The organism is Leclercia sp. GLN_9, from assembly GCF_043105735.1.
Taxonomy (GTDB): Bacteria; Pseudomonadota; Gammaproteobacteria; order Enterobacterales; family Enterobacteriaceae; genus Enterobacter; species Enterobacter adecarboxylatus.
This window is the reverse complement of the sequence record NZ_JBICLV010000038.1, coordinates 58,101-82,301: the sequence shown is the minus strand read 5'-3', so window position 1 is coordinate 82,301 and position 24,201 is coordinate 58,101. Positions and strand designations below refer to the sequence as shown.

The following is a 24,201-nucleotide window of genomic DNA, read 5'->3' as shown; positions in this document are numbered from 1 at the left end:
TTACTGCATAGCACGTTGGTTAAGCCATCTCAGTTTGCAGACGCATAACCTGACGGTTGACTTCGGACATCACAGAAAAGTGCTGTTTATCCTTCACTTTTGGGACAAGGATTTTGCCCTTATCGAACTCAAAAGCGCCAACATCCTTGATATACAACCGTCCACGGAACAGGATTTTTACGTATTTCGCCACCTGAAGCGGATTGTAGCGTTGGAAAATTTTCATTCTATTATCTCCTGCGAATCATACGCTCTTGCGGCACCACAATCGGGCCGACCCTCTGGAGCGCAAATTTATTGCCCAATGACTATAGTCCAGAAAAACGGTGATACCCAGTCTGCATAAGTTTATTTACCTTTTGATGACAAATAATCAGAATATTCTTTGCAATGGTAACTTTCGAGCAGTATAAGCCTTCGTTTTTGCGCAGATATGTGCGTTCCGCCTCACTCTGGCACCGGGATTGCGGGTAAAGCGCCGCAATCGCACTTATGATTAAACGTCAGACCAAGTGGTCGGATCACCTGCTAAAAAATAAGGAAACACCATGACTCTACGTAACATTCTGGCAACTGCCTGCCTGATGCTGCCACTGATGGCTTCCGCACATAATTTTGATAAGGGACAACGTGTGCCGCCGGTGGGCATTGCCGACCGGGGAGAATTGATCCTCGACAATGATAAGTTTAGCTATAAAACCTGGAATAGCGCGCAGCTCCCAGGCAAAGTGCGAGTTGTGCTACATATTGCCGGTCGCTCGTCAGCAAAAGAGAAAAACGCAACCTTAATTGAAGCGATCAAGGCGGCAAATTTACCAAGAGATCACTACCAGACGACCACCATCGTCAATACCGACGATGCGATTCCTGGCTCTGGCATGTTTGTACGTAGCAGCCTTGAGAGCAATAAAAAGCTCTATCCGTGGTCGCAGATTATCGTCGACAGCAACGGCACGGCGCGCGCCGCATGGCAGCTGCAAGAAGAGAGTTCAGCGATTGCCGTGCTGGATAAAGAAGGCCGCATTCAATGGGCCAAAGACGGATCGCTGACGCAGGAAGAGGTGCAGCAAGTGGTTGCCCTGCTGCATAAGCTGCTCGGTCAGTAAAGCGAGACCCGGAAGCCGGGATTGAGGAACGATTCACGCGGGGTATAGTCGAGTGGCTTGCCCTGCCAGTCGTGAACGTGTGCTCCCGCAGCGGCGGCAACGGCGTGACCTGCCGCCGTATCCCAGACGTTTGTCGGCCCAAAGCGGGGATACAACTGCGCCTGCCCTTCTGCTACCAGGCAGAACTTCAGCGAGGAACCGATCGACGTCGTCTGATGCTCACCTAACTGATGCAGGTACTCCTGCAGTTCGTTATCGGCGTGCGAGCGGCTGATGACCACCAGCGGTGGCCGGGCATCACGCACCTGAATCTGTTTACGCACGCCGCACTCTTCTTTCCAGGCTTTGCCTTCGGCGGCGCTATACATCACGTTCAGCACCGGGGCATAGACCACACCCAGCACCGCTTTGCCATTCTCAATCAGGGCAATGTTGACGGTGAATTCACCATTACGTTTGATGAACTCCTTGGTACCGTCCAGCGGATCAACCAGCCAGTAACGTTGCCAGTGCTGGCGCTCTTCCCAGGGCTGAGGATCTTCTTCTGACAGCACCGGAATATCGGGCGTCAGCGCCTGTAGGCCTTGCAGGATCACTCTGTGTGCCGCGAGATCCGCTGCGGTCACGGGCGAGTCGTCGATTTTGCTGAGCACGTCCATCGGGATCTTGCCATCGTAGACCTGCATAATGGCATCGCCCGCATCCCGTGCGAGCTGACAAATTTTATCTAACATTCTCCACCTCTTTGTTAACACAGTGGGTTTAACTCTTTGTTTTATTTATATCGCATTGTGAATAAATCCGCTATCTGTGAAGCAATTCCGGTTTCAGGGCACTTTTTTCTGGCAGGATTCACAATTCTGTAAGCAAAAAAATATAGATACATATTCTTTTGTGGCCTGCTTCAAAAAAAGGACTCCTCTGATGATTAAGTTTAGCGCAACGCTCCTGGCGACGCTGATTGCCGCGAGCGTACAGGCAGCGACAGTTGATCTCCGCATTATGGAAACGACCGACCTGCACAGCAATATGATGGACTTCGACTACTACAAAGATGCACCGACGGAAAAATTTGGCCTGGTTCGCACTGCCAGCCTGATTAATGCCGCCCGTAGCGAAGTGAAAAACAGCGTGCTGGTCGATAACGGGGACTTAATTCAGGGTAGTCCGCTTGGCGATTACATGGCGGCGAAAGGTCTGAAAAAGGGCGATGTGCATCCGGTCTATAAGGCGCTGAACACCCTGGACTACGCGGTGGGTAACCTCGGCAACCACGAGTTTAACTACGGGCTGGATTATCTACACATGGCGCTCTCCGGAGCCAAATTCCCGTACGTTAACGCCAATATCATCGACGTTAAGACCAATAAGCCGCTGTTCACTCCTTATCTGATCAAAGAGACGACCGTGGTCGATCAGGACGGGAAAACACAGACCCTGAAGATTGGTTATATCGGTTTTGTACCGCCGCAAATCATGACCTGGGATAAGGCCAACCTGAGCGGCAAAGTGACGGTCAATGACATTACGGAAACTGCACGTAAGTATGTGCCGGAGATGCGTGAGAAAGGCGCCGATCTGGTGGTCGTCGTGGCGCACTCGGGTCTGTCTGCCGATCCGTATCAGGCGATGGCGGAAAACTCCGTCTACTACCTCAGCGAAGTGAAAGGCGTTGATGCCATTCTCTTCGGCCACGCGCACGCAGTGTTCCCGGGCAAAGATTTCGCCAGCATTAAAGGGGCTGATATTGCCAAAGGAACGCTGAACGGTGTACCTGCTGTCATGCCGGGCATGTGGGGGGATCACCTCGGGGTGGTTGATCTGGTGCTGAATAATGACGACGGCAAATGGCAGGTGACGCAGTCGAAGGCCGAAGCACGACCGATTTACGATCTGGCCGCCAAAAAAGCGCTGGTGGGTGAGGATAAAAACATCGTCGAGGTGCTGAAACACGATCACGACGCTACCCGTGAGTTTGTCAGCAAACCGATCGGTAAATCCTCGGACAACATGTACAGCTACCTGTCGCTGGTGCAGGACGATCCCACCGTACAGGTGGTGAACATGGCGCAGAAAGCCTACGTGGAGCGCTATATTCAGGGCGACCCGGACCTGGCGAAACTGCCAGTACTCTCTGCTGCCGCGCCATTTAAAGTGGGCGGACGTAAGAACGATCCGGCCAGCTACGTCGAAGTGGAAAAAGGCCAGCTGACTTTCCGTAACGCCGCCGATCTCTATCTCTATCCGAACACCCTGGTAGTGGTGAAAGCGACCGGCCAGGAGGTGAAGGAGTGGCTGGAGTGCTCTGCCGGACAATTCAACCAGATCGATACGAACAGCCCCCAACCGCAGTCGCTGATTAACTGGGACGGGTTCCGTACCTATAACTTCGACGTAATCGACGGCGTGGAGTATCAGATTGATGTCTCGCAGCCGGCAAAATATGACGGCGAGTGCCAGGTAGTAAATGCCCAGGCGGAGCGTATCAAAAACCTGACCTTTAACGGTAAGCCAATCGATCCTAAAGCGACCTTCCTGGTGGCGACCAATAACTATCGCGCCTACGGCGGTAAGTTTGCCGGAACCGGCGACAGCCATATCGCCTTCGCTTCACCGGATGAGAACCGCTCGGTGCTGGCTGCGTGGATCGGTGAGCAGTCGAAAAAGAGTGTTGAAATTCATCCGGCAGCGGACAACAACTGGCGTCTGGCACCGATCGCCAGCAAGGTGAAGCTGGATGTTCGCTTTGAGACGTCGCCATCAGAAAAAGCGGCGGCGTTTATCAAAGAGAAAGCGCAGTATCCGATGCAGCAGGTCGCAACCGATGAGATTGGGTTTGCGATTTATCAGGTAGATTTAAGCAAATAACAGAAGTGAGGGTTTCTGAAGGCCGGGTAAGGCGAAGCCGCCCCCGGCAGTCAGACCGCAAAACGGCGTGAAGAAGTGCTTTGTATCGATAAAACGGTGGCTAAAAAGGGTGGCGGACAGAGAGCAAGATCGACTACCTCCAGCGCCTACACCCTCTTTGCCCCTGCAGCGTTAAATTTTGTCCTGATTAACACGGGAAGAAAGCGCCTGATGACTCTCTTTTCGCTCGCTGTAACGATCGGCAAGATAGCCGGTTTGCCCCTTCAGCAGTAGCGTGATCTTAAATAGCTCCTCGGTGACATCGACAATACGGTCATACCAGGAAGAGGGTTTCATCCGGCCGTTCTCATCAAATTCCTGCCAGGCTTTCGCCACTGAGGACTGGTTGGGGATAGTGAACATCCGCATCCATCGACCCAGAATGCGCATCTGGTTCACGGCGTTAAAAGACTGCGACCCGCCGCACACCTGCATGACTGCAAGTGTTTTGCCCTGCGAAGGACGGATCGCGCCTTCACTTAAGGGTATCCAGTCGATCTGCGCCTTCATAATTGCGCTCATCGCCCCATGTCGTTCCGGGGAACTCCAGACCATACCGTCACACCATCTGACCAGACCGCGCAGCTCGGTGACTTTCGGGTGCGTGTCCGGCGCATCATCTGGCAAGGGTAAACCAGAGGGATTAAAGAGTTTCACCTCCGCGCCCATCGCCGTCAGCAGGCGACCGGCCTCCTCTGCGGCAAAGCGGCTGTAGGAGCGCTCCCTTACTGAGCCATACAGAATCAGAATCCGTGGCGGCTCCTGCAGGTGCAGGCGTTCAGCGATGTGTCGATCAAAGCATTCAGTGTTCAGGGCAGGAAATTGTTCCATTTTTCTCCTCCGGGGAGAACAGGTGATTTCAAAATCAATACATATGAATTAGCATATGTGTATTCTAAAGGGAACGGAGTGAATCATGCTACAACCTGTTCAGCTTTTTAAAATCCTGTCCGATGAAACACGGCTCGCCATCGTGATGCTGCTGCGGGAGTCTGGAGAGCTGTGTGTCTGCGATATCTGCGCGGCCACCGCTGAATCGCAGCCCAAAATCTCGCGCCATATGGCTATTCTCCGCGAGGCGGGGCTGGTGCTTGACCGCCGGGAAGGCAAGTGGATCCACTATCGTCTGTCACCCCACATACCGGCGTGGGCGGCTGAAACCATCACGTCGTCCTGGCAGTGTCTGCGGGAGGATGTACGTGAATGGCTGAACAAATCAGCCTGCACCGCCTGCTGAGACAGAAAAACACATTCACATAATCATATATAATGGAGTCTAAAATGCTTGTGGCAGGGAGTATATTTTTACTGACGCTGGTGCTGGTGATCTGGCAACCCAGAGGCCTGAGTATTGGCTGGAGCGCGAGTATCGGGGCTGCGCTGGCGCTGGGAACCGGTGTCATTCATATTGCTGATATTCCCGTTGTCTGGAATATCGTCTGGAACGCGACGGCGGCATTTATTGCGGTCATCATTATCAGCCTGCTGCTTGATGAGTCCGGTTTCTTTGAATGGGCCGCACTGCACGTCTCCCGCTGGGGTAACGGGCGTGGCCGTCTGCTGTTTACCTGGATAGTGTTACTCGGTGCCGCTGTTGCTGCGTTATTTGCCAATGACGGCGCCGCGCTGATCCTGACGCCAATTGTGATTGCGATGCTGCTTGCGCTGGGGTTCAGCCAGGGCACGACACTGGCCTTTGTCATGGCCGCAGGATTTATCGCCGATACCGCCAGCCTGCCGCTCATTGTGTCTAACCTGGTGAATATCGTCTCGGCGGATTACTTCGATCTGGGCTTTGCGCAGTACGCCTCCGTAATGATCCCTGTGGACATGGCCGCGATTGCGGCCACGCTGATCATGCTGCACCTCTTCTTTCGCAAGGATATACCGGCGACGTATGACATTTCGCTGCTGAAAACCCCTGCCAGTGCGATAAAGGATCCGGCGACCTTCAGGGCGGGCTGGATTGTGCTGTTACTGCTGCTTATCGGTTTCTTTGTACTGGAGCCGATGGGGATCCCGGTCAGCGCGATAGCGGCTTCCGGCGCAGCGGTGCTGTTTGCGGTAGCGAAAAGAGGTCATGCCATCAATACGGGGAAAGTCCTGCGCGGTGCGCCATGGCAGATCGTTGTTTTCTCGCTGGGCATGTATCTGGTGGTCTATGGTCTGCGTAATGCAGGGCTTACGGAGTACCTGTCAGGCGTACTGAACCTGCTGGCAGCTAAGGGGTTATGGACTGCAACGTTCGGCACCGGCATTCTGACGGCGTTCCTGTCGTCGGTGATGAACAATATGCCAACGGTGTTGATTGGCGCGCTGTCGATTGACGGCAGTACCGCGACGGGCGTTGTCAAAGAGGCCATGATTTATGCCAACGTGATTGGCTGCGATTTAGGCCCGAAAATCACCCCGATTGGCAGTCTGGCAACCCTGCTGTGGCTGCATGTGCTTGCCCAGAAAAATATCACGATCACCTGGGGATACTATTTCCGTACCGGCATTATCATGACGGTGCCCGTGCTGTTAGTCACTCTGGCCGCGCTGGCGTGGCGGCTCTCTGTCACTTTGTAATGAGATATTGATATGAGCAACATTACCATTTATCACAACCCGGCCTGCGGCACTTCACGCAACACGCTGGAGATGATCCGTAACAGCGGTAACGAACCGACCATCGTTTACTATCTCGATACGCCACCGACCCGGGACGAGCTGATTAAACTGATTTCAGATATGGGGATTGGAGTTCGCGAACTGCTGCGTAAGAATGTTGAACCCTATGAACAACTGGGTCTTGGTGAAGAGAAATTTACGGATGAGCAGTTGATTGATTTTATGCTTCAGCATCCGATCCTGATTAATCGTCCCATCGTAGTGACGCCGCTTGGCACGCGTCTTTGCCGCCCGTCAGAAGTCGTGCTGGATATTCTGCCGGAAGATCAGAAAGGCGTGTTTACCAAAGAGGATGGCGAGAAGGTCATTGACGAAACGGGGAAGCGGGTTAAGTAATCTGTCCACGTCACGTTAACGGACGCCCGTGTACTCTGTGCGGGCGTCCGCCTGTCGCGCATAGCAGATATAAAACGTAGTACAGAGTGCGCCAGATGAGGATCAGCGATACCTCCCCCCTGGATTATCCGTTTTACCGTTTTAAGAGATCGTCTGCTGTTCCAGGGAGAGAGTTCCCTGCCTGAGGATGTTCCGGGTCACACCAGGCATTCATTAACTGCCTCAAAATGTAGATAAGCCCGGAAACAATCAGTAGCGCGGATAAAACAGCCAGCATAGCTAATGTCATAAGAAACTCCTTATTCTCACTTTTCTTGCTACAGAATCTTAGAACGGATTTTTCATTTGTCATTAGCATCCTGAAATTTTTACGTCGGCCACCTGCGTTACCTGGTCGGAGGGTGGGGAGCCTGGTGATAACGACAGCTGAACAGCCTGATATTCTCTCGAATTGGCGACAGCCGTAGTCTCCACCCTGCCCTGCCTTAAACCTTGCCGCCTCCTGCTCAACCTGTATACGCACGACTTGCTGCTGGCGCTGACGCCAGATGCTCACCACTGGCCTCTCTACACAGTCAGAGACGTACGGTTTCGGCAGGACTTCTGTTCCTGTTTCACCGACCATAGTGGCAGCTATAAATACCCGACCCAATGTTTGCCTGTCATCGCTCCGTAACCGCTATCCTTCGCTGTTTATTTATAACCTTTCCCGGTGCGCATCTATTCAGAATAAAGTCGCTCTGGCTGGAAAAAACTTAACGCATTGTTATCACCCTAATTATCGACCACTGACATCTTTGTTTCGTATTTTCTCTATAAAAAACCTGAGCTAATATTTATACGCCACAATAAAAAGGAGGTTTTTCCATGCTTAAAAATAAAAATCTCAAAGTTACATGCCCGTATTGCGGCAGCCCGTTCCTGACGATGCCCAATGACTTTGATTTTGAAACCAACTTTGTTGACGTAAGTTGTGTTGAGTGTGGTCGAGAAATTAATAAGGATGATGTTCTACAGCAAGATGTCGATGCGACAAGAAAACGCGATGATGAAACTATCGAAGCTGTTTTTAAAGGAACCCCTTGGGAACGAAAATAATTTTTAGGTAACCAGCCTTATCCATCATCTACGGGGCCACAGTTTGCGGTCGTGGCACCGTTGAAACCCTACCTGATAATCACCTGGCCATTATTCATGAGCAGCATGCCGGATATTTCCGAGGGGACGCTATCCGATTCAGTACAGTGAACATAATTTACATAATGGGCTAAAAAGGAGTGCATGATTGGGTGTGATGCCGGGTGCCTCCCGGTGACTCTATGCCAGACCACAGAACCGCGCTACTCACCTGCCTGTCTGGACGCCCCGCCGCATAGGGGGATTCATCACAGGCACAGCCTAGTCGTCTTCCTGCCATAAAGCTATTTTTATCTGTTTTATTTATTAAACGCGAAAAATTTGTCCGATAAATTTATTTTTCTGGCCCGCTTTCCTTTTCAGTGCGAAATATTTTACATCCCTCTTATTTTTAACCGGTTCCTGCTTGCGGGGACCGGTCAGAAATATTTTTACCTGGAATATTTAAGGCGCCAGCACACGGGTTTACACGCCTCGCCGGTGATCGGCCATGAAGCCACCCGCGACGACCCCGGGAGATATCGGAGATCTTTTTGCCGGAGGGTATCAAAATCTGAGCGAGGCGGATTATGCCGCCACGCCGCTCCTCGCAAAGAGCGTGAAAAGCACCCTGTAATTGTTAAAAAGTGGTTATTTTTGGTGGCATCCCTTTGGGTCATCTCTGATAATGAAATCTGACCCGCGAGGAGGCTCACCGTGCAAGGCGTACCCGAACAGTTCTTCGATGAGAGAGACAGCGCGCGCTTTCGCCATCTGGCGCAGCTGCCGGGCGTCGAACTGTATCATGCCCATATTTCACGCTACGCCTTTGAGCCGCACACCCACGAGGCCTTTGGTATCGGCGCCATTGAAGCCGGTGCCGAACGCTTTCGCTATCGCGGAACGCAGTACGTTGCCCCCGTCCATTCCGTCGTTACCATGAATCCCGATGAGCTGCATACCGGCGAAGCCGAAACCGCTGACGGCTGGCGCTACCGGATGATCTACCTCGAGCCGGATCTGCTGGAAGAGGTGACGGGCATTCGCCACTGGTGGTTCAGCGATGTCACCCGCCACGATCCCCGTCGTTCGCAGCAGATATGCCAGCTGATCTATGGCCTGTGGCACACCGACGACCCGCTGGCGCAAAAAGGCCTGCTGCTGGATCTGATTGATACCTTTACACCGCTGGCGCGCCATGCCCCGGTCCTGCACGAAGGGGCGCATCGCTTCGAGCGCGTGCGCGACTATCTGCACGATAATTACATGCACTCCCTGACCCTCGATGAGCTGGCGCAGGTGGTGTCGCTCAGCCCGTACCATTTTCAGCGCCAGTTTAAGGCCCATTTCCACGTCACGCCCCATCAGATGCTGATGGCGATCCGCCTGTGGCGCGCCAAAGACTTCCTCACCCAGGGGCTGCCGGCGGCAGAGGTGGCTGCCGCGACGGGCCTGACCGATCAGTCGCACCTGACCCGGGCGTTTACCCGGCGGTATGGCATCACCCCCGTGCGTTACCAGAAGCAGGTCGCGAAGCGCTAATGCGCAATCTCATACAATACGCCCCCCTTTTGCCTTTCTACACTGCCAGCAGGTTTAGCGAAAATGGATACAAAAATGGTTAGTGGCGTGTTGTATGCCCTGCTTGCAGGGTTAATGTGGGGGCTGATTTTTGTCGGCCCGCTGATCGTGCCGGAGTACCCGGCGGCATTGCAGTCGATGGGGCGCTATCTGGCGCTGGGGCTTATCGCTCTGCCGATCGCCTGGCTGGGCCGCGCGCGCTTACGCCAGCTGAAACGCCAGGACTGGCTGACCGCGCTGGCGCTGACCATGATGGGCAACCTCATCTATTACATCTGCCTGGCCAGCGCCATCCAGCGCACCGGCGCTCCCGTCTCGACGATGATCATCGGCACTCTGCCGGTGGTGATCCCGGTATTTGCCAATCTGCTCTACAGCCAGCGTGACGGCAAACTGGCGTGGTCGAAGATGGTGCCAGGCCTGATCGCCATTGCGCTGGGGCTGGCCTGCGTCAACATTGCCGAGCTGCGTCATGGCGCGGCCGGGGGCAGCGGCTGGCGCTATGTCTCCGGGATCCTATTGGCGTCGGTGTCGGTGGTTTGCTGGGCATGGTATGCGCTGCGTAATGCCCGCTGGCTGCGGGAGAACCCGGACAAACATCCAATGATGTGGGCCACCGCGCAGGCGCTGGTGACGCTGCCGGTGTCGGTGCTGGGCTATATCGCCGCCTGCGCCTGGCTGAATGTGCAGCAGCCGGAATTCGCACTGCCGCTGGGGCCGCGCCCCTGGGTCTTCCTCGGACTGATGGTGGCGATTGCCATCTGCTGCTCGTGGGTGGGTGCCTTGTGCTGGAACGTCGCCAGCCAGAAATTACCAACGGTGATCTTAGGTCCGTTGATAGTCTTCGAAACTCTGGCCGGGCTGCTGTATACCTTCCTGATGCGCCAGAGCCTGCCGCCGCTGTTAACCGGTACGGGGATTGTGTTACTGGTCGTGGGGGTTGTGATCGCCGTCAGCGCGAAGCCGGAAAAGCCACTGGTTGTTCCGGCTTCTCAACCATAGAAAACGCCCGGCGGCGCTTTACCTGTCGGGCCGACAAAACCCGCAGGCCGGGTAAGGCGTAGCCGCCACCCGGCATCACGCCGCATGTTCATCCCGGTGACTCATCACCTGCGGTAAATTCAGCTCAATCCAGTCGGCTAGCGCCGCCACCTTCTCGCTCACCGCTTCCCCCAGCGGCGTCAGGCTGTACTCCACGTGCGGGGGCACCACCGGATACGACACGCGATTGATAAAACCATCCTGCTCCAGCGCCTGAAGCGACTGGGCTAACATCTTCTCGCTCACCCCGCCCATTTTGCGCCGCAGATCGCTAAAGCGATGCGTCCCCTGACGCAACGCCACCAGGATCAGCACACCCCAGCGGCTGGTGACGTGCTTGAGTACATCCCGGGAAGGGCACTGTTCGGCAAAAAGATTGCCGTCGCGCATTTGTTCGCTGAGGGTGAGATTGCTCATTTGATACTTACCTTTTTGTACGTACTTACTAAAAGTTAGCTTGGGTGGTAGTGTGCCATAACATTCACACGAGACGAAGGATATTCATCATGATCGCCATTACCGGAGCTACCGGCCAGCTTGGCCAACACGTTATTGAAAAGCTGCTGGAGACCGTTCCGGCCAGCCAACTGGTCGCCATTGTGCGTAACCCCGCCAAGGCCGAAGCGTTGAGCCAGCAGGGCGTGACCGTCCGTCAGGCCGATTACACCGACCAGACCGCCTTCACCGCCGCGCTCGCGGGCGTGGATAAACTGCTGTTGATCTCCTCCAGCGAAGTGGGCCAGCGTGCGGCGCAGCATCAGAACGTGATTAATGCGGCGAAGGCGGCGGGCGTGAAATTTATCGCCTATACCAGCCTGCTGCATGCCGATACCTCGCCGCTGGGGCTGCACGTGGAGCACGTCGCCACCGAAAAAGCGCTGGCCGAATCCGGCATTGCTTACGCCCTGCTGCGTAACGGCTGGTATACCGAAAACTATCTTGCCAGCGCCCCGCCTGCGCTGGAGCATGGCGTGTTCATCGGCGCTGCGGGGGAAGGCAAGATTGCCTCCGCCACCCGTGCCGACTATGCCGCCGCTGCCGCGCGCGTCATCAGCGAAGAGGGTCATGCCGGGAAAGTCTATGAGCTGGCGGGCGACCAGGCGTGGACATTAAGCGAACTGGCTGCCGAACTGAGCCGTCAGAGCGGTAAAAATGTGGTGTATCAGAACCTGAGCGAGGCCGATTTTGCCGCCGCGCTGAAGAGTGTCGGTTTACCGGCGGGCCTGGCCGATATGCTGGCCGACTCCGATGTCGGTGCCTCAAAGGGCGGTCTGTTTGATGACAGTCATACGCTGAGCGCACTGCTGGGTCATCCGACTACCTCCCTTGCGGAGAGCGTGAAAGGCATCCTGTAGCTGTCAAAAAGGGTGATTTTTGCGGCGTCTCTGCGGGTCATCTCCGGTCGTGAAAACTGGCCCGCACGGTTGGCGCTACCGGATGATCTCCTTCGAGCCGGAACTGCCGGAAGAGGTAGCGGGCCTTCGCCACGGGTTGTTCCGGCTTCCCTACCGTCCCCCGCAGCAAGATAAACGTAAAACGGCAACCCAGGGGTTGCCGTTTTTAGTGTGTGCTCCCTCTCCCGGTGGGAGAGGGTTGGGTTGAGGACACCGGACCGTACAAGCCGCAGGCCGGATCAGGTGTAGCCGCTACCCGGCGTCTGTCAGAAGGTTTCCCAGTTAGCGTCCGTGGTCGCCAGCACCGGTTTCGCTTTTGCGGTATAGGATTTCACTGGTGCCGCTTTGGTCGCCTGGCCGTGAACGATCTTAAACACCGCCACCGCCTCATTCAGACGTGCCGCCTGCTCTTCCAGCGCTGCCGCTGCTGCCGCAGACTCCTCTACCAGCGAGGCGTTCTGCTGGGTCACGCGATCCATCTCGGCCACTGCCTGACCCACCTGGTCAATACCGCGGCTCTGCTCATCCGAGGCGGAAGCGATTTCGCCCATGATGTCGGTCACGCGGGTTACGGCGCTGACGATTTCCGCCATTGTCGCCCCGGCTTCATTCACCAGCGCGGACCCCGCACTGACGCGCGCGCCCGAGTCGTCAATCAGCCCTTTGATCTCTTTCGCGGCCTGGGCGCTGCGCTGGGCCAGGGTACGAACTTCCCCTGCTACCACCGCAAACCCACGTCCTTGCTCACCAGCACGTGCCGCTTCTACTGCTGCGTTCAGCGCCAGGATGTTGGTCTGGAAAGCAATACCATCGATCACGTTGGTGATCTGAGCGATTTTGCTGGAACTGGTGGCAATCTCGTCCATGGTACGCACCACGCCTTCGACGACGTTGCCGCCTTTTTTCGCAGTGGATGAGGCATCCAGCGCCAGACGTGACGCCTGACGGGCGTTATCGGCGTTCTGCTTCACGGTCGCGGTTAACTGCTCCATGCTGGCTGCGGTTTCTTCCAGCGAGGCCGCCTGCTGCTCGGTACGGGAAGAAAGGTCGTTACTGCCTGCGGAGATCTCACCGGCACCGGTGAAAATGGTATCGGCCCCATCGCGCACCACGCCCACGGTGTTGGCCAACGCCTTTTGCATCTCATGAACGTTATGCGCCAGCAGCGCCATTTCGTTCTGCCCCTGCCCATCGATCGGTTGCGTCAGGTCGCCTGCGGCAATAGCGCGAATATGCGCGATCACCTCATGCAGCGGCTTCAGCAGCACGTTGCGCATGGCGATCCAGCTGGCAATAATCACTGCCACGACAATCACCATAACGGCGGAGAGGATCCACAGGATACGCTTGTAGTCGTTTTCGTTATCGGTGATGCCTGCGCTGGCCAGCTTCGCCTGCGCTTCACGCCATTCGCGGTACACCGCCTGCATTGCCACCTGCTTCTGCTCGGCATTCTGCTTGAACATATCGTCCAGCTTGCCCTCTGCCAGCAGCGCATTCATATTCGTCAGCGTAGTGTGGTAAGCGCGGTACTGCTCTTCCAGCCGATCGGCCAGCTTCTCGTCCAGCCCTGGGGTTTCCGGCAGGGCGTAATATTTGTCGTAATGCTCCTGAGCTTCATTCAGCCGGGCTTTACCGGCGGTGACTAGCTCACCCAGTTGCGTACCGTTGATCTCGGTCGCCGTGCTGCTTTGCAGACGGAGCATGCCGCGGTTAAGGGTTACGCGCGCCTGGTTCAGGCTGATCCACGCGTCAGTAAACTCTGCCACGTTCTGGCTGGATAGCTGGGAGACGGTGAAATTGTCCTTATCATTGTTCAGGGCATTGATAAAAACCGTCGCGGCGATGATCTGCATCAGCCCGAGCACCAGCAGTACCGAAACTAACAGGGTGATTACTTTAATACGTTTGAACATTCTCAGCCTTCTTTTGCAGGATATTGACTGAGGGGTATATCGGCAGAGAAGGCATGTTATTTAACATTGGGTGGTCTAACCACCTCAATTATTTGGAAATAATCAAATCCATTCAGCAAGTTAAAACATAAGAAATTTTTGATAATTTACCGACTTTATTCCCTGTGCCCCTAAAGGGTTATATCCTTACCTTAAAGATGTATTTAAAATGCATGTTATTAAATCACGATGAGGTAACAATGATGGCCTTCCGCGACCAACCTTTAGGCGAGCTGGCGCTCTCCATCCCACGCGCTTCCGCGCTGTTTCGCAAATACGATATGGATTACTGCTGTGGCGGTAAGCAAACCCTGGCGCGTGCGGCATCGCGTAAGGAACTGAATCTGGATCTCATCGAAGCTGAACTGGCAAAACTGGCTGAGCAACCGCTGGAAAAAGACTGGCGCAACGTGGCACTGGCAGAGATCATCAATCACATCATCGTGCGTTACCATGACCGCCACCGCGAACAGCTGCCGGAACTGATCCTGCAGGCGACCAAAGTGGAGCGCGTTCATGCCGAGAAAGCCTCTGTACCGCGTGGCCTGGCGAAGAGCCTGACCATGCTGCATGAAGAGTTGTCCAGCCACATGATGAAAGAAGAGCAGATCCTGTTCCCGATGATCAAACAGGGAATGGGCAGCCAGGCGATGGGGCCAATCAGCGTGATGGAAAGCGAGCATGATGACGCGGGTGAACTGGTGGAAGTGATCAAACACATCACCCATAACGTTACCCCACCGGCGGATGCCTGCACCACCTGGCGCGCGATGTATAACGGGATTAACGAGATGATCGACGACCTGATGGAGCACATCAGCCTCGAGAATAACGTGCTGTTCCCGCGGGCGCTTGCCGGGGAATAATAAGGCCATTGCGGCCTGATGCCCTCTCCCACAGGGAGAAAAAGAACAGATAAAAAAACGGCAACCGAAGTTGCCGTTTTTTTATCTTACGCCTGCCATTCTTTTCTTACCGATAAACAGCCAGCCCAGCCCCAGTGCGATAAACCACAGCGGCGTGACGATCAGCGCCTGACGGGTATCCTCTTCCAGCGTCAGCAGTACCAGCACAAACACGAAGAACGCCATGCAGACCCAGCACATGAACTTGCCCAGCGGCATCTTATAGATGGACTTTTCATGCAGGTGCGGACGCTGTTTGCGGTACACCAGGTACGAGCACAGGATGATGGTCCAGACGAACATGAACAGGATCGCCGAGACGGTGGTGATCATGGTGAACGCGCCGATGACGCTTGGGTTCACGTAAAGCATCACCACGCCACCCAGCAGGCAGATACAGGAGAAGGTCAGCCCTTTCGCCGGAACCGCACGCTTTGACAGCTTGGCGAATGCACTCGGCGCCACGCCTTCCTGCGCCAGACCGAACAGCATACGGCTGGTGGAGAACACACCGCTGTTGGCCGAAGAGGCCGCGGAGGTCAGCACCACGAAGTTAATCAGGCTCGCCGCAGCCGGCAGGCCAACCAGTACAAACAGCTCCACGAATGGGCTCTTGGTCGGTACGACGGAACTCCACGGCGTAACGGACATAATAATGACCAACGCAAACACATAGAACATGATGATACGGATCGGAATGGAGTTAATCGCCCGCGGCAGGGATTTCTCAGGATCTTTGGTTTCTGCGGCGGTAGTCCCTACCAGCTCAACCCCCACGAAGGCGAAGACCGCAATCTGGAAACCGGCAAAGAATCCGCTCAGCCCTTTCGGGAACCAGCCGCCGTCATTCCACAGATGGGAGAACGAGGCTTCTACGCCCGTCGGCGAGGTAAAGTGAGTCATGACCATCACCAGGCCGACCACAATCAGCCCGACAATGGCGACGATTTTAATCATCGCGAACCAGAACTCCATCTCACCAAACATTTTTACGGTGGCGAGGTTAAGGCTTAGCAGCAGAACAATTACCGCCAGCGAGGCAACCCAGTCCGACAGTCCGGGGAACCAGAACTGCGCATAGGCCGTAATGGCGACAACGTCGGCCATCCCGGTAACCACCCAGCAGAACCAGTAGGTCCAGCCAGTAAAGTACCCCGCCCACGGCCCAAGAAGGTCGGACGCAAAGTCGCTAAAGGATTTGTATTCGAGATTCGAGAGCAGCAATTCACCCATTGCACGCATCACGAAAAAGAGCATAAAGCCGATGATCATATAGACAAAAATGATCGACGGACCCGCAAGGCTGATGGTTTTGCCTGACCCCATAAACAGCCCGGTGCCAATGGCACCGCCAATGGCGATAAGCTGAATATGACGGTTTGTGAGATTACGCCGTAGCGATTGTTCAGACGGTGCCTCTTCGTCGGCAACGACTTTTACCTGATCTACCATGTGATGTTTTCCTGTTGTTACTGCCTGTGTTGTTTAGGCTCTTCTGGCCCTTTATTACGTCGAAAAGCGACGGCCCGGTTAAGGACTCATCGATATTAGGTAAGAATCGGCGGGATGAATACTATGATTTAAATATTATGTTAACAATATGTTGAAAGTGAGTGGCATATCACTTAAGCAACGCAAAACAGCTCACAAAAATACACTTACTGTGACCATTTGCAAGATAATCTGTTGATTGTCGCGTAACTATAGGTTTTTAAACTGAATTCCCCTCCCCGGCTGGGGAGAGGAAAGAGAGCGGAATTACAGAATTTCCAGCAGCTCAACTTCAAAGACCAGGGTGCTGAATGGCGGAATGGACGCGCCTGCGCCACGCTCGCCGTAGGCCAGGTTCTGAGGGATAGTCAGTTCCCATTTGGAGCCTACTGGCATCAGCGTCAGGGCTTCGATCCAGCCTGGGATCACGCCGTTGACCGGGAATTCAGCCGGTTCGCCACGGGCAACCGAGCTGTCAAACACAGTGCCGTCAATCAGTTTACCGGTATAGTGCACGCGAACATGGTCGGTACGCGCCGGAATTGCGCCGTCACCCTGATTGATCACGCGGAACTGCAGACCGGTTTCGGTGCTGTTCACGCCTTCGCGCTCACGGTTTTCTTCGAGGAACTTCTCGCCTGCCGCGGCCATCTCTTCGAAGCGCGCGCGACGTACGGAGTCAGCACGTTCGTGGATTTCGCGCAGCGCGCGGTGAACCACATCTACCGGAACCGCCGGATGTTTACCTTCCAGCGCATCGGCGATACCCGCCACCAGCGCTTCAGGTAACAGACCTTGCAGACCTGATTCGCTCAGCTGCTGTCCTACCTGCAAACCAATACCGTAGCTTGCCTGCGCTTCGATTGTGTCAAAAGTCGGGGTGGTCATGGGATTTCCTTCCATCACATTTAAAGTAGCGGGCAGCATAACAGCCACCTTCCATCCGGTAAAACTTTGTCGCATGGAAAGATGACAAATTGCGATGAAACGGAAACAATAGAGGCTATCTGGATTTTTCCCGAATGTGTGTCACGGAAGCCCGCTTTACTACGCTCATCAGGCAGTTAGCGAACTATACTTCTTGGGACAGGAAAAAAGACGCGGAGCAGGAGGAGAGCCATGCCCGGGCCATTTGAACTAAAACCTACCCTGACGAAAATCTGGCATGCGCCAGACAACTTTCGCCTCATGGACCCGCTGCCGCCCCTGCACCGCAGAGGCATTATCATCGGTGCGCTGATGGTTATCGTTGGTTTTCTGCTGCCAGGGGCTGACGACAGCGCGACAACGCCTGTCCGGCGGGATGCCGAACTGGATTTCCGCTCGCAAACGCAGCCGCAACCCGATACCCAGCCGATGCAGACGCAGCTGGTTTCCCCGACAAACGATCCAGGCCAGATGGCGCCGGTAGAGCCGGAGCCAATTCAGGAAGAGCAACCGCAGGAGCAGGCCGCCGCGCCGGTGCAGTCGCAGCCGGTGCCTGGTATCGAACAGCAGTGGCGTTCCTATCGGGTAGAGTCAGGCAAAACGATGGCGCAGCTGTTCCGCGATCACAACCTTCCTCCGACTGACGTCTATGCGATGGCGCAGGTTGAGGGCGCAGGCAAGCCGCTGAGCAATTTGCAAAACGGTCAGATGGTACAGATCCGCCAGAACGCGAGCGGCGTGGTGACAGGGCTGACCATCGACAGCGGCAATGGTCAGCAGGTGCTGTTTACTCGTCAGGCTGACGGCAGCTTTGTCCGCGCTAAATAGCGGTTCGCCCGGTAATGCACCCTTTACCGGGCCTGTTTTCCACTCACTTTGTTGACCCACCAGATCCCTGAGCAGACCAGCACCAGCGCCACGGCATATTTGATCTCCAGGATATTCTCCCCAAGGAAAATGGCAGAGAGCACGGTTCCGGCGACCGGTACTAAAAAGTTGAACGGCGCAATCATGCTGACGCGGTTGTATTTCAGCAGCAAACTCCACAGCGCAAATGCCACCGAGGAGAGCAAGGTCAGATAGCCCAGGATGGCCGCCGCTTTGACGCTCGGTACTGCCAGCGTCCCGCCCGTTATGTAGCCCCCCACGACCAGCATCACCCCACCGATCGCCAGCTGCCAGCCGGTCATCACCATAGGATCGACCGTCTGAGAAATACGTTTGCCATACAGCGTGGCCGCAGAGAGGATAAACGCCGCCAGCACAACAAAACCGTCGCCGTTCCAGACAAAGTGGAAGTCCTGCAAGCCGCTATTGAAGTTGACGATCATCACCCCGGCAAAACCGAGGATACAACCGAGGGCTTTGTTGTAGCTGATCTTATCGTTTTGATAGATGAAGTGCGCCAGCATGACGCTGAAGAACGTGGCGGTCGCGTTCATGATCGACCCTTTAGCACCCGTCGTGTAAGCGAGACCGATATAAAAGAAGGTGTACTGGATAGCCGTCTGCGTCAGGCCCAGCACCGTCAACTGCCCAAACTGCCGTGGACTGAGTCGGCCAATCGGCTTGCGCTGGGCAAGGGCTAACAGCAGCAATAGCAGGCCGGCAAACACAAAGCGATATCCTGCAAAGACCACCTTTGACGAAATGTCGTTAGTGGCGATCTGGAAGAGTTCGTAGCCGCTTTTAATTGCGGGATAGGAGCTTCCCCATAACAAACAGCACAGCGTCGCGCTGGCGAATACGATGTTTTTACGGGCAAAAACCGGCGTGGGCAGAACGGCATCCATAACACATCCAAAAGTTAAAATGTTGTTTCATTTTATTATCAGAGAATGTGATGGGAATAGCTACCTTACAAGGCAAAAGGTAGGGACGGGTCTCATTAAAAAGCAAAACGCCGGCACAAGGCCGGCGCTTCGAACGTGATGACGAGTAATTACTTACTCAGCAACAACGTTAACAACCAGTTTAGCGAAGACTTCGCTGTGAACCTGGAAGTCCACTTCGTGCTCACCGGTGGTACGCAGAACGCCGTTCGGCATACGAACTTCGCTCTTAGCCACTTTAACGCCAGCTGCAGTTACTGCATCAGCGATGTCGCGGGTACCGATGGAACCGAACAGTTTACCTTCGTCGCCAGATTTAGACGCGATGGTAACGGTGCCCAGTGCGTTGATTTCTTCAGCGCGAGCGTTAGCAGCCGCCAGAACGTCAGCCAGTTTGGCTTCCAGTTCAGCACGACGTGCTTCGAAAAACTCTACGTTTTTCTTGGTAGCAGGAACAGCTTTACCCTGTGGAACCAGGAAGTTACGAGCGTAGCCCGCTTTAACGTTAACCTGATCACCCAGGCTGCCCAGGTTTGCTACTTTATCAAGCAGAATAACTTGCATTACCTTATCCTCTTAAAGTCGTATTAATGGACCGTGCCCGATTACTGATGACGATCAGTGTACGGCAGCAGAGACAGGTAGCGAGCGCGTTTGATAGCGCGAGCCAGCTGACGCTGGTATTTTGCACGAGTACCGGTGATACGGCTTGGGACAATCTTACCGCTTTCGGTGATGTAGTTTTTCAGCGTTGCGATATCTTTATAGTCGATCTCTTGAACGCCTTCCGCGGTGAAACGGCAGAACTTGCGACGACGGAAATAACGTGCCATATGGCTAGTCTCCAGAATCTATCAAATCAATCTGCTCGGCATGCAGAACCATTTTGCTCAGACCGTTCTTTGCCTTATGGCAAGAGATGAACCCCTGAACGGTTACTGCGCTACCGACCGTTATACTGTGAGTAATGGCCTGGTTTTCGTGTCCGCTAATAATAACGGGCATTTGGCACCACGCCTGCCGGTGAAACCCGGCTTCCTCCTGCACTGAACGATGCTCAAGCACGAACTGGCAGTGAGGAATTCCTGATGGGCTGACCTTACGAAGGGGGGTCCTGCACACGGTACCGGACAACACCAGACGGTTGGTCATCAGAAATTACTCTTCAGAATCCCCAGCATCAGAATCATCTGCGGTTTCGTTTGCGAAATCATCGCGACGCTCACGGCGCTCGTCTTTCGCTTTAACCATCGGAGATGCTTCGGTCACTGCGTTTTTGGTACGCATAACCATGCTGCGGATAACGGCATCGTTGAAGCGGAAGTTAGTTTCCAGCTCATCGATCGCTTCCTGCGGTGCTTCAACGTTCAGCAGAACGTAGTGAGCTTTGTGCAGTTTGTTGATCGGATAAGCCAGCTGACGGCGGCCCCAGTCTTCCAGACGGTGGATCGTGCCTTCTGCTGCAGTGATTGCACCAGTGTAGCGCTCGATCATACCCGGAACCTGTTCGCTCTGGTCAGGATGGACCATAAAAACGATTTCGTAATGACGCATCGAATTGCTCCTTACGGATTATTCAGCCTCCTGTCTGGGTCAGCCGAGGCCCGGGGAGGCAAGGAACGTGTTAAAGGTCGGCTGAAAAATTGACGCGCCATAATACTTGTACCCCCCTGGAAACTCAAGCTGATTGCACAAATAATTCGCACAAAGCGTAAAGCTCGTCTAAGTGAGTGATTTACCATGGCTCACGGACGATCGCGGCGATTTTTTGAACAACAGCATCAGAAATGGTCGCCAATGCCCGTCAGATAAGGGGTTACACTTTAATCAGACCCCTTCTGAGGACAAAACCCGAAGTGATTATCGTCGCACCGTAGTTTGTCGTGGAGCGCATATCATGAAAAAGATAAACCTTGCCATTCTGGCTGCGCTTTTGCTCAGTGCAAACGCGACAGCAGCGATTCAGGTTGACGGCCGACAGGCTAGAAATATGGATGACGTGCAAAGTCTGGGCGTCATTTATATCAACCATAACTTCGCAACGGAAAGCGAAGCGACGGAAGCCATTAATGCAGAAGCCGATGCGCGGGATGCCCGCTACTATCACGTCATGCTCACCCGTGAACCGGGCAGCAACGGCAATATGCATGTCAGTGCAGATATCTACAGATAATGCTTTGACGCTAGCACCAGGAAAGCCAACAACTAAAATATTGTCATAGTCGAATTAGCCCCCTGCCCGGGGGCTTTTTTTATTTATGCCCATAATAAGCATTCGGGCCATGCTTACGCATAAAATGCTTGTTCATGAGATAGCTGTCGATAGGTTGCAGATGCGGGTTGATGCCGCGGGCAATCCACGCCATTCTCGCTACCTCTTCCATCACCACGGCGTTGTGTACGGCATCGTGAGCATCTTTACCCCAGGCAAAGGGGCCATGCTGATACACCACTATCCCCGGGGAGTGCAGCGGTTCACCCTCCCCCAGCGTTTCAATGATCACCTTGCCAGTGTTGCGTTCATACTCACCCTGCACCTCCGCTTCGGTTAATGCGCGCGTACAGGGGATGTCGCCAAAAAAGTAGTCGGCATGGGTGGTGCCCAGCGCCGGAATGGCCAGCCCCGCCTGCGCCCAGGCCGTGGCATGGGTGGAGTGGGTATGCACCACGCCGCCAAGTGACGGATAACGCCGGTACAGCTCCAGATGGGTTGCGGTATCCGACGAGGGCCGCCACTGGCCCTCTACTACCTTGCCGTCGAGATCCACCACCACCATGTCTTCCACACGCATGGCCTCATAGGCTACACCGCTGGGTTTGATCGCTACCAGCCCGCGCTGGCGATCTATCGCACTGACGTTTCCCCAGGTAAAGGTAACAAGACCGTAACGCGGCAAATCCATGTTTGCTTCAAAAACCTGCTGCTTAAGCTGCTGCATTTTCTGCTCCCGTCAGCCCGGCCCGTGCCATGCGCTCGAGCACCCAGTCGCGGGCTTTTGCGACTTCTTGCAGCGGATCCTCTGCGGTTTCGCTCCACATCTCAATCAAGTAGGGTCCGCAGTAACCGCTGTGCTTGAGAGTGGCGAAACAGGCTTCGAAATCCACCACACCTGTGCCGAAAGGTACGTTTTTAAATACGCCAGGCCGGGTGTCTTTGACGTGTACCGCCACGATATGGCCCATCCCCGCCTGTAGCTCCATAGACACATCATTATCCCACGCAGACAGGTTGCCGATATCGGGATAAAGCTGGAACCACGGATTATTGAGGTAGTGGGCATAGCCCAGCGCCTTGCTGATGGAGTTCATCAGCGGGTAGTCCATGATCTCCATTGCCAGCGTCACCTGGGCGCGGCTCGCCATCTCCACGCTCTCTTTCAACCCTTCACGAAAGCGCCGCCGCGTTTCGTTGTTGGCCTGCTGGTAATAAACGTCGTAGCCCGCCAACTGGATGACGCGGATCCCCACGTCCTGGGCAAAGCGAATCGCCTTACGCATGATCGCCAGCCCCTGTGCTCGCACGGCGTCATCTTCGCTGCCGAGCGGGAAGCGACGATGAGCGCTCAGGCACATTGAAGGCACGCGCACGCCAGTTTCGGCCACCGCATTTACCAGCGCCAGACGCTGCTCGCGGCTCCAGTCGAGACGGGAGAGACGCGCATCCGTCTCATCCACCGACATTTCGACGAAATCAAAACCCAGAGACTGAGCCAGTTTTAGCCGTTCAAGCCAGCACTCCCCGGCAGGAAGTGCCTTTTCATAGATGCCAAGCGGCACCTGCTTGCTTAACATAACCGCTCCTTATCCCCACAGCTGGGCGATGGAACGTTTGAACTGACGTGCCGCTTCCACCGGCGAGGCAGCATCACGAATGCTGCGCCCGGCGATAAAGACATGAATCGGGATACCTTTAAACAGCGGCAGATCCTCCAGCGCCAGACCGCCGGTGACGGTAACCTTAAAGCCCATCTCCGCCAGACGCTTCACGGCAGTAATATCGGCATCACCCCAGGCGACGCCCGCGGCCTGGGCATCGCGGCTGCGGTGATAGACCACCTGCTGAATGCCCGCCTCGCGCCACGCCTGCGCCTGCTCCCAGGTCCAGAAGCCGGTGAGTTCGATCTGCACGTCGCCGTTAAACTCTTTGGCAACCTCCAGCGCGCCTCTGGCAGTATTAATGTCTGCACAGCAGATCACCGTCACCCAGTCGGCGTTAGCTTCGAAGCACATGCGCGACAGGATTTTGCCTGCATCCGCGATTTTGGCGTCAGCCAGCACAATTTTGTGAGGATAGAGCGCTTTCAGATCGCGCACGGCGCGCACGCCTTCTCCGACGCACAGAATGGTGCCCACTTCGATGATATCCACCTCTTCGGCGATGAGACGCGTCGTTTCGTATGCGTGGGCCAGGGTTTGGTTATCCAGTGCGACCTGCAACATTGGTAATGACATTTCAATTCCCTCTTAAACTGCCGCCGCTGTGGCGTTGTCGATTAAATCCAGCACGTCCTGCTCGGTGCGGCAGGCGCGTAAACGGTCGAAATTGGCTTCGTCTTCAAACAGGTTGACGATCTGCATGATGCCCACCTCCTGATGGGTATTGGCATCAACGGCCGCCATGGTGATCAGGATATCGACCGGATCGTTATCTTCATGGTTAAACACCAGCGGCGTTTTCAATGTGACCAGTGCAAAGCCGGTTTTTTTGACTCCCTCCTCTGGGCGGCCATGCGGCATCGCCAGCCCTGGCGCAATCACAAAATAGGGGCCAAATTGCTCAACGCCATCGAGAATGGCCTGGTAATAGCGCGGCTCAACAACATCAGCCTTAACCAGCAAATCAACGCTCAGCTTTACCGCCTCCTGCCAGGTGCTGGCTTCGGCCTGTAAAAGGATGGAGTGGTTGTCTGCCAGCGAATCACGGAGCTTCATCGGGC

General features: G+C 54.9%; 30 protein-coding genes. 13 read left to right on the top strand and 17 right to left on the bottom strand.

Features of this window, described 5'->3' with window-relative positions; translation table 11 throughout:
* Window positions 1-19: 19 nt before the first annotated feature.
* Window positions 20-226: a DUF1107 domain-containing protein gene (locus ACF8PE_RS20835; protein WP_032616223.1), complete on the bottom strand. Its 207-nt coding sequence runs from the start codon at window positions 224-226 to the stop codon at window positions 20-22.
* A 322-nt stretch (window positions 227-548) separates the two neighbouring features.
* On the opposite strand from ACF8PE_RS20835, the gene ACF8PE_RS20830 reads away from it, so the two are divergent.
* A complete protein-coding gene (locus ACF8PE_RS20830; RefSeq protein WP_032616221.1) occupies window positions 549-1,106 on the top strand; it encodes a YtfJ family protein in 558 nt (185 codons plus the stop codon).
* Here the strand turns inward: ACF8PE_RS20830 and cysQ are convergent.
* A complete protein-coding gene (gene cysQ, locus ACF8PE_RS20825) occupies window positions 1,100-1,840 on the bottom strand; it encodes a 3'(2'),5'-bisphosphate nucleotidase CysQ (RefSeq protein WP_032616220.1) in 741 nt (246 codons plus the stop codon). The genes ACF8PE_RS20830 and cysQ overlap by 7 nt on opposite strands.
* A 190-nt stretch (window positions 1,841-2,030) precedes the next feature.
* Here cysQ and ACF8PE_RS20820 point away from each other — a divergent pair, with 190 nt between their 5' ends.
* Window positions 2,031-3,974 (top strand): bifunctional 2',3'-cyclic-nucleotide 2'-phosphodiesterase/3'-nucleotidase, encoded by a 1,944-nt coding sequence (locus tag ACF8PE_RS20820; RefSeq protein WP_077226767.1) that lies wholly within the window; start codon window positions 2,031-2,033, stop codon window positions 3,972-3,974.
* A 171-nt stretch (window positions 3,975-4,145) separates the two neighbouring features.
* Here the strand turns inward: ACF8PE_RS20820 and arsH are convergent, their stop codons facing one another.
* The gene (gene arsH, locus ACF8PE_RS20815; RefSeq protein ID WP_032616218.1) at window positions 4,146-4,844 is read right to left on the bottom strand and encodes an arsenical resistance protein ArsH; all 699 of its coding nucleotides are present in this window, start codon (window positions 4,842-4,844) and stop codon (window positions 4,146-4,148) included.
* 85 nt (window positions 4,845-4,929) lie between these two features.
* Between arsH and ACF8PE_RS20810 the strand changes: the two genes are divergently transcribed.
* The 3 genes from ACF8PE_RS20810 to arsC are packed head-to-tail and all read left to right on the top strand — an operon-like array spanning window position 4,930 to window position 7,022.
* Entirely contained in the window at window positions 4,930-5,250 is a 321-nt protein-coding gene (locus tag ACF8PE_RS20810; RefSeq protein ID WP_032616217.1) for a transcriptional regulator, read from the top strand.
* 44 nt (window positions 5,251-5,294) lie between these two features.
* Window positions 5,295-6,584 (top strand): arsenic transporter, encoded by a 1,290-nt coding sequence (locus tag ACF8PE_RS20805; protein ID WP_032616216.1) that lies wholly within the window; start codon window positions 5,295-5,297, stop codon window positions 6,582-6,584.
* A 12-nt stretch (window positions 6,585-6,596) separates the two neighbouring features.
* Window positions 6,597-7,022, top strand: coding sequence for a glutaredoxin-dependent arsenate reductase (gene arsC, locus ACF8PE_RS20800; RefSeq protein ID WP_032616215.1), 426 nt, complete (start codon window positions 6,597-6,599; stop codon window positions 7,020-7,022).
* 133 nt (window positions 7,023-7,155) lie between these two features.
* Here arsC and ACF8PE_RS20795 read toward each other — a convergent pair whose 3' ends face one another.
* Entirely contained in the window at window positions 7,156-7,311 is a 156-nt protein-coding gene (locus ACF8PE_RS20795) for a hypothetical protein (RefSeq protein ID WP_156107305.1), read from the bottom strand.
* A gap of 578 nt (window positions 7,312-7,889) precedes the next feature.
* Here ACF8PE_RS20795 and ACF8PE_RS20790 point away from each other — a divergent pair.
* The 4 genes from ACF8PE_RS20790 (at window position 7,890) to ACF8PE_RS20775 (ending at window position 10,721) form a co-directional block, all read left to right on the top strand.
* The gene (locus ACF8PE_RS20790) at window positions 7,890-8,120 is read left to right on the top strand and encodes a hypothetical protein (RefSeq protein ID WP_032616213.1); all 231 of its coding nucleotides are present in this window, start codon (window positions 7,890-7,892) and stop codon (window positions 8,118-8,120) included.
* 529 nt (window positions 8,121-8,649) lie between these two features.
* Window positions 8,650-8,775: a hypothetical protein gene (locus ACF8PE_RS20785; protein WP_255212375.1), complete on the top strand. Its 126-nt coding sequence runs from the start codon at window positions 8,650-8,652 to the stop codon at window positions 8,773-8,775.
* Between the two features lie 80 nt (window positions 8,776-8,855).
* Window positions 8,856-9,680, top strand: a complete 825-nt coding sequence (locus tag ACF8PE_RS20780) for an AraC family transcriptional regulator (RefSeq protein WP_032616212.1) — start codon at window positions 8,856-8,858, stop codon at window positions 9,678-9,680.
* Window positions 9,681-9,755: 75 nt separating this feature from the next.
* Window positions 9,756-10,721 (top strand): DMT family transporter, encoded by a 966-nt coding sequence (locus tag ACF8PE_RS20775; RefSeq protein ID WP_032616211.1) that lies wholly within the window; start codon window positions 9,756-9,758, stop codon window positions 10,719-10,721.
* A 75-nt stretch (window positions 10,722-10,796) separates the two neighbouring features.
* Here the strand turns inward: ACF8PE_RS20775 and ACF8PE_RS20770 are convergent, their stop codons facing one another.
* Window positions 10,797-11,177: a helix-turn-helix domain-containing protein gene (locus tag ACF8PE_RS20770; protein WP_032616210.1), complete on the bottom strand. Its 381-nt coding sequence runs from the start codon at window positions 11,175-11,177 to the stop codon at window positions 10,797-10,799.
* 89 nt (window positions 11,178-11,266) lie between these two features.
* On the opposite strand from ACF8PE_RS20770, the gene ACF8PE_RS20765 reads away from it, so the two are divergent.
* On the top strand, window positions 11,267-12,115 hold the full coding sequence (locus ACF8PE_RS20765; RefSeq protein WP_032616209.1) for an SDR family oxidoreductase: 849 nt from the start codon (window positions 11,267-11,269) through the stop codon (window positions 12,113-12,115).
* Window positions 12,116-12,420: 305 nt separating this feature from the next.
* Here the strand turns inward: ACF8PE_RS20765 and ACF8PE_RS20760 are convergent, their stop codons facing one another.
* Window positions 12,421-14,070 (bottom strand): methyl-accepting chemotaxis protein, encoded by a 1,650-nt coding sequence (locus ACF8PE_RS20760; RefSeq protein ID WP_392495226.1) that lies wholly within the window; start codon window positions 14,068-14,070, stop codon window positions 12,421-12,423.
* A 242-nt stretch (window positions 14,071-14,312) separates the two neighbouring features.
* Here ACF8PE_RS20760 and ytfE point away from each other — a divergent pair, with 242 nt between their 5' ends.
* Window positions 14,313-14,975, top strand: coding sequence for an iron-sulfur cluster repair protein YtfE (ytfE, locus tag ACF8PE_RS20755; protein WP_032616207.1), 663 nt, complete (start codon window positions 14,313-14,315; stop codon window positions 14,973-14,975).
* 81 nt (window positions 14,976-15,056) lie between these two features.
* Here the strand turns inward: ytfE and cycA are convergent, their stop codons facing one another.
* Together cycA and fklB are read right to left on the bottom strand one after the other, a co-directional pair.
* Window positions 15,057-16,466: a D-serine/D-alanine/glycine transporter gene (gene cycA / locus ACF8PE_RS20750; protein ID WP_032616206.1), complete on the bottom strand. Its 1,410-nt coding sequence runs from the start codon at window positions 16,464-16,466 to the stop codon at window positions 15,057-15,059.
* A gap of 306 nt (window positions 16,467-16,772) precedes the next feature.
* Entirely contained in the window at window positions 16,773-17,393 is a 621-nt protein-coding gene (gene fklB, locus ACF8PE_RS20745) for an FKBP-type peptidyl-prolyl cis-trans isomerase (RefSeq protein WP_032616205.1), read from the bottom strand.
* A 231-nt stretch (window positions 17,394-17,624) separates the two neighbouring features.
* Between fklB and ACF8PE_RS20740 the strand changes: the two genes are divergently transcribed.
* Entirely contained in the window at window positions 17,625-18,260 is a 636-nt protein-coding gene (locus ACF8PE_RS20740) for an OapA family protein (protein WP_032616204.1), read from the top strand.
* Between the two features lie 23 nt (window positions 18,261-18,283).
* Here ACF8PE_RS20740 and ACF8PE_RS20735 read toward each other — a convergent pair whose 3' ends face one another.
* From ACF8PE_RS20735 to rpsF, 5 genes are all read right to left on the bottom strand, one after another.
* The gene (locus ACF8PE_RS20735; RefSeq protein WP_032616203.1) at window positions 18,284-19,225 is read right to left on the bottom strand and encodes a DMT family transporter; all 942 of its coding nucleotides are present in this window, start codon (window positions 19,223-19,225) and stop codon (window positions 18,284-18,286) included.
* A 153-nt stretch (window positions 19,226-19,378) separates the two neighbouring features.
* Window positions 19,379-19,828: a 50S ribosomal protein L9 gene (gene rplI / locus ACF8PE_RS20730; protein WP_032616202.1), complete on the bottom strand. Its 450-nt coding sequence runs from the start codon at window positions 19,826-19,828 to the stop codon at window positions 19,379-19,381.
* Between the two features lie 41 nt (window positions 19,829-19,869).
* The gene (gene rpsR / locus ACF8PE_RS20725) at window positions 19,870-20,097 is read right to left on the bottom strand and encodes a 30S ribosomal protein S18 (protein ID WP_000135199.1); all 228 of its coding nucleotides are present in this window, start codon (window positions 20,095-20,097) and stop codon (window positions 19,870-19,872) included.
* A gap of 4 nt (window positions 20,098-20,101) precedes the next feature.
* On the bottom strand, window positions 20,102-20,416 hold the full coding sequence (priB, locus tag ACF8PE_RS20720) for a primosomal replication protein N (protein WP_006178996.1): 315 nt from the start codon (window positions 20,414-20,416) through the stop codon (window positions 20,102-20,104).
* Between the two features lie 6 nt (window positions 20,417-20,422).
* A complete protein-coding gene (rpsF, locus tag ACF8PE_RS20715) occupies window positions 20,423-20,818 on the bottom strand; it encodes a 30S ribosomal protein S6 (protein WP_011915632.1) in 396 nt (131 codons plus the stop codon).
* A 343-nt stretch (window positions 20,819-21,161) separates the two neighbouring features.
* Between rpsF and yjfY the strand changes: the two genes are divergently transcribed.
* Window positions 21,162-21,437 carry a DUF1471 family protein YjfY gene (gene yjfY, locus ACF8PE_RS20710; protein WP_032616201.1) on the top strand — a complete coding sequence of 92 codons (276 nt, stop codon included), beginning with the start codon at window positions 21,162-21,164 and terminating at the stop codon, window positions 21,435-21,437.
* A 79-nt stretch (window positions 21,438-21,516) separates the two neighbouring features.
* Here the strand turns inward: yjfY and ACF8PE_RS20705 are convergent, their stop codons facing one another.
* From ACF8PE_RS20705 to ulaC, 4 genes are read right to left on the bottom strand one after another with little or no spacing between them, the layout of a single operon-like run.
* Window positions 21,517-22,203: an L-ribulose-5-phosphate 4-epimerase gene (locus ACF8PE_RS20705; RefSeq protein WP_392495225.1), complete on the bottom strand. Its 687-nt coding sequence runs from the start codon at window positions 22,201-22,203 to the stop codon at window positions 21,517-21,519.
* Entirely contained in the window at window positions 22,190-23,056 is an 867-nt protein-coding gene (locus ACF8PE_RS20700) for an L-ribulose-5-phosphate 3-epimerase (RefSeq protein WP_392495224.1), read from the bottom strand. Before ACF8PE_RS20700 ends, ACF8PE_RS20705 begins: the two co-directional genes overlap by 14 nt.
* A 9-nt stretch (window positions 23,057-23,065) precedes the next feature.
* Window positions 23,066-23,716 carry a 3-keto-L-gulonate-6-phosphate decarboxylase UlaD gene (locus ACF8PE_RS20695; RefSeq protein ID WP_032616198.1) on the bottom strand — a complete coding sequence of 217 codons (651 nt, stop codon included), beginning with the start codon at window positions 23,714-23,716 and terminating at the stop codon, window positions 23,066-23,068.
* A gap of 12 nt (window positions 23,717-23,728) precedes the next feature.
* Window positions 23,729-24,196, bottom strand: coding sequence for a PTS ascorbate transporter subunit IIA (gene ulaC, locus ACF8PE_RS20690; RefSeq protein WP_032616197.1), 468 nt, complete (start codon window positions 24,194-24,196; stop codon window positions 23,729-23,731).
* Window positions 24,197-24,201 lie beyond the last annotated feature (5 nt).